Genomic DNA, 14397 nt, shown 5'->3' with positions numbered 1-14397 from the left:
GCGTAATTATCGCAATTGTTCGGTGTACATTGCAAGTTAACTAAGACGAAAATAAAATGAAATTACTCAGTAACTCACAAAGTTGTTTAAAAACGCTCAGTTACGATGCGTGGTGTCACAAAAATTAATAATTCTTTTTTCTCATTAAAGTTGTTGCTATTTCTAAATAGCCAACCAAAATAGGGAATGTCGCCTAAAACAGGTACTTTTGATACTGTACTGATAATTGCTTGTTGATAAATTCCGCCAAGAACAATCGTTTCGCCATTATTAACTAACACTTGTGTACCTATTCGCTGAGTGTCAATTGCTGGTGCTTGACCACTTTGTACATCAGAGACGGTATCTTGAGTGACGACTAAATCAAGAATAATACGATCGTCTGGGGTAATGTGTGGTGTTACCGTTAAACTAAGTACAGCTTTTTTAAATTGAGTTGACGTCGCGCCACTTGACGATGCTTCTTGATAGGGAATTTCGACCCCTTGTTCAATATAGGCTTGTTTTTGATTTGCCGTAGTAATTCTTGGGCTTGCGATAATTTCACCCTTATTTTCTTTCTCCATCGCGCTCAACTCAAGATCCAATATAGTACCATCGGCTAATCGTGCCACTTGAAAAGCAATACTACCTGCTGGGTTTGCTACGGGTAAGTTAACATTTAATCGGTCAGCTAAATTAGGCACCAGTCCACTTGCTGCAGAATTAGCCCCCTCTAAGGAGCCAGAACCCGCATATTCACCGTCAGTATCAGTAACCCCCCAACGTATACCTAACTCTTCATTAATGCTGTCTTTCACTGTGACCATACGCGCTTCTATAATCACTTGTCGTACAGGAATATCTAAAACATTGACCATACGCTTTATATCTTCGATACTTTTTGCTGTATCACGAATTAATAAAGTATTCGTTCGCTCGTCAACACTGACACTGCCACGTGATGACAAAATACTATTGTCATCATTTTTAATTAAGTTAGCAAAGTCGGTTGCCTTAGCATAATTCACTTGTACATATTCAGAGTAGAGTGGCGCAAGCTCAGCGACTTGCTGTTTAGCTTGTAAATCACGAGCTTCACGGGCAGAAAGTTCGTCGCTCGGAGCAACCATTAAAATGTTGCCTTCCATACGCTTATCTAAGCCTTTAACTTTTAATATGATATCAAGGGCCTGATCCCATGGCACGCCGTCTAAACGCAAAGTCACATTTCCAAAGACACTGTCGCTGGTCACTAAGTTAAAGCCATTGTAATCAGCAATAATTTGTAAAACGGTACGAACAGGAATGTCTTGAAAATTTAAAGAAATAGCGCGACCACTAAAATCACCATCTTCTTCTAAGTAACCGGGCGCTTTATCATTTTTAACAACGGTTAATGAAAAAACATTGTTAATCTGTTGATGCTTAAAAGTAAAATCACTATTGATATCGACAATAAACTTGGCATTACGTCCCTCTCTAAAGGTTTCGATGCCAGTAACCAACGTACCAAAGTCGGTAACATCTAATTTATAAAGTAAGTCATCAATAATCTGGGTGTTATGGAATTCGATATACAACTTGCCAAGTTTGTCTGTCACATCAACAGCAACCATACTGTCATCAAGGTAAACTAATATTTGTGCTTCGTTATTTTCACCATTACGAAAATCTATCGAATCAATGTTGTTAATAAAGGTATTACCTAATGGATTGACCTTTGTAATCGACGAGTCGCCCACACCTTTATTCAGAATTAATGAGAAGAACTTACCATTTTGCTTAATATCAAAAACGGACAGTTGATCTAAGTGAACCGTAGCAACCACTTTCCCGGCTAATTTTTGCACGCTAACATGACTAACACCGGCATGTTCAACAATGGTTTTTAATAACTTTTCATTAAACTCATTCGCATCAAAGGTAATGCTAATTTGAGCAGGATTCATCGCCGTTTTCATCACGGGTGGATTAACAATGGTTTCAGTGAGTTCAAACTGCAACTCTATTTCATCGTTCTGTAAAGTATTATATTTAATACCGATTAGATCACTAGACCATGCCGAAAAAGCCAAAGAATAGAGCATAACTGCGGTGATAACACTTCGTGTTAGCGTTAATGTAACTGACGGATGACTTTTTATTTTATTAAATAGCAACATTACTTCCCTTGCCCCTCTGTACCTGACTTGACCATTTTAAGTGTCGTTTCACGTTCGACCCAACAACCAGCGCCATCAGCAATTAATTCTCTAACTTTAACATCAAATGGATTCACCATTGTAATGCGACCATGATTCAATCCTAAATAACTTCCAACAGCAACTCGATGTAAGGTTGCATCAGATGCCTCAACAAGTGCCCAAATAATCTCTTGTTCTCCTAAAGTTCCTCGCATTGATAAGTTGCTGAGCGGATACTTTTCCAAGGGCTGCTTACGGCGACGAGGATCTGGACTCAAACATCCTGACATCTGTTGAATTTTCTGTTGGATTGCTTCAGCTTCTGGTTTATCAAATGGACTTCGTAACCCTTGCGCTGAGTAGTCAAAATGACCAAACTTTGAAATTACCGGCATAGGTTTAATAACATTGGGTGTATTTGCCTGCACTGTCGCTATATGGGTACGTAAATCACTGGTGTCATCAAAGCAACCACTGACACTGATAACAAGCGCAATAAATAAGACTGACTTTTTCATTTTTCTTCAGCCTCTCGATAACGATAAGTTTTTGCTTGTAGTTTTAAACCCAGTAAACCATTTTCCATATTGTTAATATCGACATCAAAGTCATGTAAAGTAACAATACGAGGTAACCCAGCAATTTTACTAACAAAGTTACCAAACTCATGATAAGAACCAACCACTTCAATATCAATAGGAAGTTCAATATAAATTTCACGGGTTATCTCTGGCTGCCAATTAAGCTTAACAAATTTCAGCCCACTTGTTGTCCCAACAAAAGTTATATCATCAAGTAAGCCAGGGGTTTCATGACTTTCAGGCAAACTTCTTAATTGATTGGCAAATAAGGCTTCTGCTTCTTTCATTTGCTGCTCAAATAATTCTAAATTGGCAGCAAAATGGTATTTTATTTTATATTGGCTTTTTAGTGTAACTTCTTCCGCCGCGTAATTATCGAGTGTTGTTATTTTATCACTGATTAATAAAAAATAACCTAACACAAAAACCACAATAGCGATAAAAACGGCTAATGTTATTTTGGCTGCTTTTGGCCATTGTCCAACGTTATCAGCCTCTAAACCTTCGAATTGTTCAAAGAATTGAGTTAAATCTATGTTCATGATTTACCTCCGTTAGTGATCACTTTTCCGTCATCTCCACTATTTAATAAGCCTTTAATACGCACCCGCATTTTAAAGTCACTCAATAATTTGTTTTTTGCTTCATTGGTCGTAATAGATTCTAAGATTGCATCAGTAAATAACACCGAGCGCTCTATTTCACGGATCATATTCGCTAAATGGTTATTCGATTCACTTTTTCCAATGATGTTAATGCTGTTGCCCTGTTTTTCAAGACGGGTCAAATAAACACCTGTTGGCACTATTTTAGCTATTTCATCAAAAACTTGGGTACCCACATTTCGGCTGCGCTGAAGTTGTTCGACCACTTGAGTTCTTTTTTGTAATTCTTTTTTCTTTTCGTTTAAGTTTTTAATTTTTATAATACGGGCGTCTAGAAGAGCAATTTCTGTTTTTAGAAACTGATTACGTGAATTTTGACCATCAATACGCATTTGGTAAAATTGACTAATAATAAAAACCATCGCGAAGGCGATTACGGCAACAATAGTAAGTAGGGTAAAATACTCACGTTGTTTGGCTTTTTCAGCTTCTTCGCGCCATGGGAGTAGATTTATAAATGCCATGAAACAAAGCTCCTCAATGCTAAACCTGCTGCTACCATATATTGAGCGGCGGTTTTATCTAACACATCTTTATCTACACTCTCGGCAACGGTCATCGATTTAAAAGGATTTGCAATAATAGTATGGATACCTAATTCTTCAGTTAACAAGACTTCAAGACCTTCAACATTAGCACTACCACCTGAAACAATAATATAATCTATTTTCTTTTTCCCGCTAGAGGTTAAAAACATTTGGATTGCACGGCGAATTTGCTGTGTAAAAATAGTGTGAAACGGTCCTAAAACTTCAAAGGTATAATTAGGCGGCAAATCATTCGTTATTTTGGCATGCTCAGCTTCTTCAAAAGTTTGATTGTAATATGAAACAATTGATCGAGTGTATTGTTCGCCGCCAAAGAGTTGATCACGGCTATAAATATGTGCGCCAGCATCAGTCACCGAAAACAAGGTCATCACCGCGCCCACATCAACTATAGCAACCGTTTTGTCTTTAGCATCATCGGGTAATTGTGATAAGCTTAAATCATAGGCTCGACTTACGGCATATGACTCAACATCAATAACCTTAGTTTGAAATCCTCCTAATTCTAAAGCCGCAACTCTCGCTTCTACTGATTCGGTTCGAGCAGCACTTAATAAAACATTAACCTTGGTTGGGTCTGATTCATTAATGTCCAGTTTTTCAAAATCTAAACTAACCTCATCTAAAGGGTAAGGAATTAAACTATCGGCTTCAATTTCAATTTGACTGGCGAGCTCGTGCTCAGACAAATTAACGTCCATATAGATAACTTTAGTAATAACGGTTTGTCCAGAAACGGCTGCTGCAGCTTGATTGACTGAAGAGGTAATTTCTTTTCTGATTTTAGTAACAACTTTGCCAACGGCATCAATGTCTTGGATTTCTCGATCAATAATAGCGCCACGGGGCATAACTTCTGTTGCTAATGCTTCTAGCACATACCCTTCATCATCTTGACTTAACAAAACCGCTTTTATTGCATGAGAACCAATATCAATACCAACTATTAAAGATGTATTCTTTTTAAAAAGACTGCTGAGCATAACATCCTACTAATATGAGTAAATTCACTAAATAACGACACAATTTAAATAAATAAATTTAGATAAACATTATTGCATTGCTTTATATTAGGCATAAACCTGTGATAAATACATTTATTACATGCTTTTAAAGGATATACTAGTGTTATTAATCGTTTTTTTGTCCAATATTGAGAGAAAAATTTAGTGCTTTTATTTAAACGTCTCATAAAAGTAGGGCTAATCTTTATATTTTTAGCTTGTTTGTCTTTAGCCGCTTTATATTTATCAATGCGCAGTGAATTGCCCAGTGTGACTTCATTAAAAGACATGCAATGGCAAACGCCGATGCAAATTTTTAGTGCCGATAATAAGTTAATCAATCAGTTTGGCGAAAAAAAACGCATTCCCTTAAAGCTTAACGAATTTCCACAGCAACTGATTAACGCCATTTTAGCCAGTGAAGACGATCGCTTTTATTCACATTTTGGCGTCGACCCAATTGGACTAGGCAGAGCTGTACTCGGTAAAATAATGGGACAAAACAAAGGGGGTGCAAGTACCATTACCATGCAAGTGGCACGAAACTTTTTCTTATCCTCTGAAGTCACTTACACCCGAAAAATCCGTGAAATATTTTTAACTTTCCATATTGAAAGTTTACTCACAAAAGATGAAATACTCGCCCTGTACATGAATAAAATACCGTTAAGTCATCGTAGCTTTGGTTTTGGCGCAGCAGCACAAGTGTATTACGGTAAAGATGTTAAAGACTTAACACTGGCCCAGATAGCGGTACTTGCTGGTTTACCTAAAGCACCTTCTAACAGAAACCCTATAAGTTCGCCTGATAACGCCAAGACCAATCGCGCAATTGTTTTACAGCGTATGTATAGCGCAGGCTATATCAACTCAACAGAGATGGCACAAGCAAACCAAGCCCCGATTACTGGCAAGAGACACAGTGTAGAAATTGAGTTAAATGCGCCATACATAGCAGAGATGGCACACCAAGAGATGGTAAATCTCTATGGCAAAGAGCTTGCCTATACCGGTGGCTACAATGTTTATCTAACGGTGAATTCAGACTTTCAAAGAACAGCACAAAAAGCAGTAATAGATAACTTACTGTCATACGATTTGCGACATGGGTATCGCGGCGCAGTCGTTTCTTTACGCCCAGAGTTAACTGAAAACACAAGTCCTATTGATAAGGTTGCTGAGCTCAGCGATGATGAAGTTATCAAAGCGCTTAATAAAATCAATAATTATCAGACACTTTTTCCTGCTGTGATCATAGGTGTTGCTGAACAGTCAGCGACGATTAAATTTTTAGGTCATCAGGATAATAACCACATCACTTTGCAAAAAGGCGATATATTATGGCAAGGCATGTCGTGGGCGCGCGAATTTATTAATGATGAAAAACAGGGAGCTGCACCTAAGCTTGCTAATGAAATACTCCAATATGGTGATGTTGTCTTTGTTATTAAAACCGCGCAGGGTTTTACATTAAGCCAGCTACCCGAAGTGAGTTCTGCTCTCGTTTCTTTATCAACAGATAATGGTGCGATAAAAGCAGCCATTGGCGGATTTAGCTTTCAGCAAAGCCAGTTTAATCGGGTTACACAGGCAAAACGACAAGTGGGCTCTAACATAAAGCCCTTTATTTACTCCGCCGCTTTAGATAATGGCTTTACCTTAGCCACACTCGTCAATGATGCGCCAATTAACCAATGGGATGAAAGTTCCGGTTCAGTTTGGCGTCCAGAAAACTCTCCCCCTATTTATAACGGCGACATTCGGGTTCGATTAGCACTTGCACAATCTAAAAATGTTATCGCCGTTAGACTATTAAGAGCGGTTGGATTAGACAAAATAATTCCCCATTTAGCAGCCTTTGGCTTTGTGCCCAACGATTTACCACGAAACGAAACACTTGCTTTAGGCTCTGCATCTCTAACACCATTAGAAGTGGCCACCGGATTCGCAACCTTCGCAAACGGCGGTTATTTAATTAGACCCTATTTAATTGATAGAATAGAAGATTCGTTTGGTAAAATCCTCTTCCAAGCAAATCCGGCTATTGCCTGTGACATATGTTCACTAGAAATTAAGCAACGAGATATTAATAATTCCGCCGTCCCGTTGGAGCTTTTAGCTGAAAAAGACCTACGTCCACTTATTAAAGCTGAACGAGTGATTAGCCCGCAGAATGCTTTTTTAGTGACACAAGCATTAAATGCGGCAATTTGGGGTTCAGACTATCAAATGAAACCATTTTGGCGAGGAACAGGATGGCGCGCACAAACATTAAAACGACATGATATTGCAGGAAAAACCGGGACAACAAATCAATCAAAAGATGCCTGGTTTTCAGGTTTTAGCCGTCGATTGGTCACTACTTCTTGGGTCGGCTTTGATGACCCAGGCAGAAGTTTGGGTAAAACACGTTACAATAGTAATCTCGATAAGTATCAAATTACTGGTGGCGAAGCTGGGGCAAAATCAGCACAACCAGCTTGGATAGACTTCATGGAAGTTGCATTAGTTGCTAATCCTGAAGAACCTTTTATTCAGCCTGTTGATATAGTGTCAGTACGCATTGATAAAAGCAGCGGTAAACTGACCAATAAAACAGATAAAACCAGCTTTTTTGAATACTTTCAGTTTGGCACCGCGCCAACAGAATCGGTAACACAAGATAATAGTAGTGAAATACTTGATGGTTCACGTATTTTTGATGAAAGTAGTAACGGTGATATATTTTAACCAGACAGCAATTTTCTTCCTATATCATTAGTTGCCTGACAAATGTTAGTTAGATACTTGCTGTAACTTGTCGCCATTGTCAGCTTTTGACTTTTATAACTTTCATTTGCAACTTATTCCTTACAAAACAAAACATTTATTTAATTGTTTTGTTCCTTTTACAAAAATAAATTTACTGTAGATTATGCGAATCAATAGCATAATTCACAGTCTCTCCTACAAAGAAAAACTAGCAGTAAACTATTGTAATAAAACAATTAAAATAAATAAATGCGGTTCTAGTGGTAAAATATTTAGTTTAATTACTCAGTCACTGTATCTTCCCCCCTACCACTATAAATGAAAGTTATAGTGAAAACTTTCACAACGAAAGAAATTTTGCTTTCGTTTTGTCTAATAATCGCCTAAAATTGCCTTCTCAAACATGTTTAACACAAAATGTTCACTGTCGTACTTTTAGGAGAGTATTCGCTATGGCTTCTTTAGAAAGCTCAATTGATTTATCTGTATATGGCATCAATGATGTTGCCGAGATTGTTTACAATCCGTCTTACGAGTTACTCTTTGCTGAAGAAACTAAGTCTGAACTGACTGGTTTTGATAAAGGCATAGAAACCGAGCTTGGTGCGGTTAACGTCGATACGGGTATTTTTACCGGTCGCTCACCTAAAGATAAATATATTGTTCGTGATGATACTAGTCGTGATACGGTTTGGTGGTCTGATCAAGGTAAGAATGATAACAAACCAATGACGCAAGAAACTTGGGATCATTTAAAAACTTTAGTGACTACTCAACTTTCTAAACAGCGTTTATTTGTTGTCGATACTTACTGTGGTGCTAATGCCGATACACGTTTAAAAGTTCGCTTTATCACTCAAGTTGCATGGCAAGCTCACTTTGTTAAAAACATGTTTATTCGCCCTTCAGATGAAGAGTTGAAAGATTACGAACCCGATTTCATCGTAATGAATGGCGCTAAAACAACTAACGATAAATGGCAAGAACAAGGTCTTAACTCTGAAAATTTTGTTGCCTTTAACCTTACTGAAAAAATTCAATTAATCGGCGGTACTTGGTACGGCGGAGAAATGAAAAAAGGTATGTTCTCAATGATGAACTACCTATTACCTTTAAAAGGTATTGCTTCAATGCACTGTAGTGCAAACGTTGGTGAAGAAGGCGATGTAGCGGTATTTTTCGGCTTATCCGGTACAGGTAAAACAACGCTTTCTACAGATCCAAAGCGTCAACTTATCGGCGATGACGAACATGGCTGGGATGATAATGGTGTATTTAACTTTGAAGGCGGTTGTTACGCTAAAACGATCAACTTAAGTAAAGAAAATGAACCTGATATTTATAATGCGATACGTCGCAATGCATTATTAGAAAATGTTAGCGTTGATGAGCATGGTAAAATTGATTTTGATGATAACTCAAAAACTGAAAATACCCGTGTGTCTTACCCAATTGATCATATTGAAAATATTGTTAAGCCTATTTCTCGTGCTGGTCATGCGAAAAAAGTTATTTTCTTAACTGCCGATGCTTTTGGTGTATTACCACCTGTTTCAAAGTTAACCCCCGCACAAACTGAATATTACTTTTTATCTGGTTTTACAGCTAAACTTGCTGGAACTGAGCGTGGTATTACCAAGCCGACTCCGACATTCTCAAGTTGTTTTGGCGCAGCCTTCCTAAGCTTGCACCCTACTCAGTATGCTGAAGTTCTACGTAAACGTATGCAAGCCGTTGGTGCTGAAGCTTACTTAGTTAACACCGGTTGGAATGGTACGGGTAAACGTATCTCAATAAAGGCGACTCGTGCGATTATTGATTCGATTCTAGATGGTTCTATAGATAGCACTGAAACTACTGTTTTACCGTTATTTAATTTAGAAATCCCAACGAGTGTTGCAGGGGTTGAAGGCGACATTCTTGACCCTCGTGATACTTACACAGATAAAGAAGAGTGGAACACTAAAGCAGAAGATTTAGCTAAGCGCTTTGTTAAAAACTTTAGTAAGTTTACTGATACTGATAATGGTAAGTCATTAGTCAATGCTGGACCTCAGCTATAACGACTTAATGTTTAAATGTTATCACTAAAAAGCCGCTAAACTTCACGTTTAGCGGCTTTTTTATCTTCAGGATGAACTGTCATCACAGCATGACCATTCTTAGTGAGACATGCCTTCTATGGCATCAGTACATTGTGCAACCCAACGGTTACTATGTGAATTTCAGAAAATTTATTTAATGGGTAATAAAACCTTGGCTGATAAACCACCTTCAGCACGGTTAGTTAACAGAACATCGCCACCATGGGTATTCACTATCTTCTTTATTATCGCTAAGCCTAAACCACTTCCTTCTGTGCCTCGCGCTTTATCCCCTTGCGTAAAAGGTTGAAACAAACGTTCTATATCTTCTTCAGGAATACCAGGGCCGTTGTCAGACACACAGAAATACACTGACTTTTTATCCGCTGAAATCCCGGTAATAATATCAATATCTCCATCAGAGTAACGTAAGGCATTCTGAATAATGTTAGCAACCGCTCTCTTCATCGCAACAAAGCGTAGCGGTATTTCAGGTAGTTCTTGCTCTGAAAAGTTTATCTGCCGACCATAAATAAGTTCGGTTTGCATCACATCATTAATTAAGTGATTGAGATCGCAAAGCTCAGGCTTATCTTTACTGTTATGGCGAATGTAGTCGATAAACTGATCAATAATACTGTTCATATCATCAATATCGCCTTCGATACCCTCTTTTAAAAACTCATCTTGTGTTGACATCATCTCCGCCGCAAGGCGAATTCTGGTTAATGGCGTGCGTAAATCATGAGAAATTCCGGCCATCAATAAGTTACGATCGTCTTCAAGCTGCTTTATACCTCGAGACATATGATTAAAAGCTTGAGTTACCGCAACAATTTCAGTGGTACCTAACTCGGCTAACGGCTGAGGAAACTCGCCACGCCCGACATCTTCTGCGGCTTTTTGTAATGCTTTTAAAGGACGATTTATTTGCCGAACAAACAACCAACCGCCAATGACACTTAATAGGCCCAGAAACATTAAAACCACTGTAAGCGGAGAAAAGTTTGCTTCTTCTAGACCTGAAAGGGGAATTCTGATCCAATAATGTGGCGCTTGCGGAGGCCTGATCCAGAATATATATTGCTCCCCTCCTTGAGTCAGTCTCAGTTCAGTATCGCCATCAAGTAATTTTGACATCTCTTTAGAGCGATGTGCAAGATAAGTGGCTTCTGACAGACCTGACGATAATGCGTCACTTTCACGATAAACTTCAATGCCCGTTTTTTCTTGAAATGATATTGAGAATGCCTTTCTAAGCAGATCATCATCAATATCGATAAGCACAACCCGTACTTGTTTTGCTAACAACTCGTTAGTTAGCTGAGTATTAGGTTGGATGATGTAATAAACCATAGATACCCAAGAAACAACTTGATTAATCAAGAGTAAAAAACCAATCAAGAGTACGGTTTGCCCAAAGGCACTACGTGGCAATATTTTCATGGTTTACATCCATAGTAGGGTCTTCGCTTATATAAGGTAGGTAACGATGTTAAACGCACTAATTGACTTCTTTACCTTCAGGCACAAAGACGTAGCCTAAACCCCAAACCGTTTGAATATAACGAGGTTTTGCCGGATCTACTTCTAACATTCTTCTTAAACGTGAAACCTGTACATCAATACTACGCTCTAAAGCTGAATAATCACGACCACGTGCTAAATTCATCAATTTATCACGAGACAGTGGCTCTCTTGGGTGAGTGATCAGAGCTTTTAAAACAGCAAATTCGCCACTCGTTAAAGGCATATTGATATCACCTTTTACCATCTCTCTAGTGGCAAGGTTAAGTTGATACTCACCAAAAGAAACAATGTTCTCTTCTTGTGAAGGAGCGCCAGGAGCTTCTTGTACCCTACGTCTCAATACAGCTTTAATTCGCGCTAATAATTCTCTTGGGTTAAAAGGTTTTGGCATGTAATCATCAGCACCGAGTTCCAAACCAATAATACGATCAACTTCATCGCCTTTGGCGGTTAACATGACAATTGGCATATCATTAGATTGTTGACGTAAGCGACGACATATAGATAAGCCATCTTCGCCAGGTAACATCAAATCTAAGACTAACAAGTGAAAGTTCTCTCTCTCAAGTAAACGATCCATTTGCTCTGAACTCGCCGCAGTACGCACGGCAAAACCTTGTTCAACTAAATATCGCTCTAAAAGCGCTCGAAGGCGCATATCATCATCAACTACTAATATCTTTTTAGTTTCATTACTCATCGGGGTCATCCTATAACAATCATCTGTTCACTATAATCTAAAAAAAGTAATAATAAAGCTGCCTTTAATAATTAAAGTTAAGGTATTTGTTACAATTTATGAAATTTGCCTTTTTACAGGCATAACGGGATACAACACTTACTCTGTGTGACTACGTTTAACTATTGAAGTGCTCAATCATCAAATAACAGCGAAACTTATTATTACTTTTTTGTTATCGATAACTGATCATTTTTGCCACATTGAAGACGTTAAAACCTATATCTGTGACTATGCGTAATGATTGATATTAGTCTTATTTACGGTTGATTACTTTTAAAGGGATACAGCCAAAATCGCGTTCTCAAAAGACAACTCTTTGGTCATAATATTTGAGGCTCAATCAGCAATATTTAGGATCACTTTATACGCATTCCTGACATTAACTATGGTTTGTTCCTTTAGTCAACTGATAGCCATAAGCTGACATAAGAAGTTCTATGGGGCCGTTCAGTGCCATCAACCGCTATTCGGTTAGTTACTTTTATTTTACTACGGAAACTTTAACACTAAAAACAGTCGTTGTTATTTAGGTTATGAACGTTAACAACTAGCCTAAGTAATTATTAAAACAGCTTTTTGTTCTATCTCACTAGAGGACACTTAATTTTTCAGCGGCATTTTTCAATGCTTTAGTTAACTGAGGTAATATTTGTTGATGTTTTTTATTAATATAATGAAAGCCACGGATGGGTTTTATGTTAAAAGTAGAAAATTCTTCAACGTTTATGTTAGCCATATTCCCATACTGCTTAGTATTTATCATCAATATGTAATCAAGCCTTTTTCTCTTAAGCATTTGTCCAAGTGAATTTCTTGATTTAACTTCTTGAATTGAAACGACTGTTTCATTCTTAAGATAAATTGAGGCAAAACTTGTTGCGGTAACGCCAATGAGGTTATTTTTCTCTTGTAAGACTGAACGATCACAAATAAGTGCTTTTCGACACATGAGTACTAAGTTAGCATTACCCAAAAAGACAGGAACAGGAAGTAATGCAGAGTATTTACTACCAAGGCTTTCCGTAAGAATGAGTATTGCATCAATTTCACTACTTTTATTTTCTATCGATTTAATAGCTCTAAGAGAAACCATCTCATGAAAAACTACTCGATAGCCAATCTCGTGATAAGCACTGAGAATATATTTTTTGTAGCTTTCAGTGATTTTGTCATTTGGTAACACGGCTATATGCATTATTGAGGATGCATTTATTTCACTTGCGAGTGTGTGATTTAAAAAATTTAAAAAAAAGAGCTCTAAAAGTAATATGTATTTCATAGTTAAGTTGAAAGTATAGTGTTTTAATTAATTTAATTTAATTCTTACATCATAGCATATAAAGTCAATTTATGAGTGGGGTGGGAAATGTGCTGTTAAACAATAACCAAACAACTGCTGAAGTAATGCGTGTTGAGGTATAATAATATTCCTATTGTCATGTTATTAACTTAAAGCACATAAAAAAAATTTTTATTATGTGCTAATAAATTATCATTGGTGAAGCAAGCTCGAACGTCAGCTATAGGGAAAAAGTGATTACAATTAGAAGATGCTTGTGCGGCTGTTAATCGCTCTTTACTTCCTGTTAGCATAGAGTAAATCATAAGGTTACGTCAAATACCCTTTATTTGGCTCTGGTGCATTAATAAATTCTTAGATTGAAAACTTAGAAGGTCTGCTTTCGTATCAGAGAAGACCTTTTTGGTGCTGATTTAGGGTGTTAAGAAAGGTCTCTTTTGTAGCAAAAGTGATCAATCTCATTTGGTGATTGGTAATATCAATCATTATACGCAGTCACATATCTATAAAGATACGGTGATATTTACTCTGTAGAAATAACCTGCTCTGTGTTTTGCTAAAATTTAAATATAAAAAAAGACGCCTAAGCGTCTTTTCTTGAATTCTCGTGAGCACTAAAATCTGCAATTATGCGATGCCTCTTTTAGGTACAGCGATACAACACCTGCTCTGTGTTGGTAGCTTTAACTGTTTGACAGTTTTGCTAAATTTTAAAGATAAAAAAAGACGCCTAAGCGCCTTTTCTTGAATTCTCGTGAGAACTAAAATCTGCAATTATGCGATGCCTCTTTTAGGTACAGCGATACAACACCTGCTCTGTGTTGGCAGCTTTAACTGTTTGACAGTTTTGCTAAATTTTAAATATAAAAAAAGACGCCTAAGCGCTTTTTCTTTAAGTTCTCGTGAGAACTAAAATCTGCAATTATGCGATGATTTTAGATACAACACCAGCACCAACAGTACGACCACCTTCACGGATAGCGAAGCGTAAACCTTCATCCATCGCTACTGGGTTGATTAGCTCTAC

At 37.6% G+C, this 14397-nt stretch carries 11 protein-coding genes; 2 read left to right on the top strand and 9 right to left on the bottom strand.

All coding sequences use genetic code 11. The annotated features are described in order from the left end of the window. Positions 1–86: 86 nt before the first annotated feature. Genes H4J66_RS00110 through H4J66_RS00090 form a run of 5 tightly spaced genes read right to left on the bottom strand, consistent with a single transcriptional unit; the run spans position 87 to position 4942 of the window. Positions 87–2144 carry a type IV pilus secretin PilQ gene (locus H4J66_RS00110; RefSeq protein ID WP_182169117.1) on the bottom strand — a complete coding sequence of 686 codons (2058 nt, stop codon included), beginning with the start codon at positions 2142–2144 and terminating at the stop codon, positions 87–89. After that, positions 2144–2683, bottom strand: a complete 540-nt coding sequence (locus H4J66_RS00105; RefSeq protein WP_182169115.1) for a pilus assembly protein PilP — start codon at positions 2681–2683, stop codon at positions 2144–2146. The genes H4J66_RS00110 and H4J66_RS00105 overlap by 1 nt, the downstream gene beginning before the upstream one ends. Beyond that, a complete protein-coding gene (locus H4J66_RS00100) occupies positions 2680–3288 on the bottom strand; it encodes a type 4a pilus biogenesis protein PilO (protein WP_182169113.1) in 609 nt (202 codons plus the stop codon). Before H4J66_RS00100 ends, H4J66_RS00105 begins: the two co-directional genes overlap by 4 nt. Further along, positions 3285–3875 carry a PilN domain-containing protein gene (locus tag H4J66_RS00095; RefSeq protein WP_182169111.1) on the bottom strand — a complete coding sequence of 197 codons (591 nt, stop codon included), beginning with the start codon at positions 3873–3875 and terminating at the stop codon, positions 3285–3287. The genes H4J66_RS00100 and H4J66_RS00095 overlap by 4 nt, the downstream gene beginning before the upstream one ends. Continuing rightward, the gene (locus tag H4J66_RS00090; protein ID WP_182169109.1) at positions 3863–4942 is read right to left on the bottom strand and encodes a pilus assembly protein PilM; all 1080 of its coding nucleotides are present in this window, start codon (positions 4940–4942) and stop codon (positions 3863–3865) included. The genes H4J66_RS00095 and H4J66_RS00090 overlap by 13 nt, the downstream gene beginning before the upstream one ends. A 186-nt stretch (positions 4943–5128) precedes the next feature. Between H4J66_RS00090 and H4J66_RS00085 the strand changes: the two genes are divergently transcribed. Both H4J66_RS00085 and pckA read left to right on the top strand, forming a co-directional pair. After that, on the top strand, positions 5129–7693 hold the full coding sequence (locus tag H4J66_RS00085; RefSeq protein ID WP_182169107.1) for a penicillin-binding protein 1A: 2565 nt from the start codon (positions 5129–5131) through the stop codon (positions 7691–7693). Positions 7694–8166: 473 nt separating this feature from the next. Beyond that, the gene (pckA, locus tag H4J66_RS00080; protein WP_182169105.1) at positions 8167–9777 is read left to right on the top strand and encodes a phosphoenolpyruvate carboxykinase (ATP); all 1611 of its coding nucleotides are present in this window, start codon (positions 8167–8169) and stop codon (positions 9775–9777) included. Positions 9778–9948: 171 nt separating this feature from the next. On the opposite strand, the gene envZ is transcribed toward pckA, so the two are convergent. The 4 genes from envZ to H4J66_RS00060 all read right to left on the bottom strand — a co-directional run. Next, positions 9949–11244 carry a two-component system sensor histidine kinase EnvZ gene (gene envZ / locus H4J66_RS00075; RefSeq protein WP_182169103.1) on the bottom strand — a complete coding sequence of 432 codons (1296 nt, stop codon included), beginning with the start codon at positions 11242–11244 and terminating at the stop codon, positions 9949–9951. A 58-nt stretch (positions 11245–11302) separates the two neighbouring features. Continuing rightward, positions 11303–12028, bottom strand: a complete 726-nt coding sequence (ompR, locus tag H4J66_RS00070) for a two-component system response regulator OmpR (RefSeq protein WP_070375641.1) — start codon at positions 12026–12028, stop codon at positions 11303–11305. A gap of 631 nt (positions 12029–12659) precedes the next feature. After that, complete coding sequence (locus H4J66_RS00065; protein ID WP_182169095.1) at positions 12660–13265, bottom strand: hypothetical protein; 606 nt, start codon at positions 13263–13265, stop codon at positions 12660–12662. A 1027-nt stretch (positions 13266–14292) separates the two neighbouring features. Further along, the coding region (locus H4J66_RS00060) for an elongation factor Tu (protein ID WP_077287512.1) at positions 14293–14397 on the bottom strand (105 nt) is incomplete at its 5' end.

It is taken from the genome of Colwellia sp. MB3u-55 (genome assembly GCF_014076785.1).
GTDB lineage: Bacteria > Pseudomonadota > Gammaproteobacteria > Enterobacterales > Alteromonadaceae > Colwellia_A.
The sequence above is the reverse complement of the archived record's forward strand: the minus strand, read 5'-3'. Positions and strand labels throughout refer to the sequence as shown.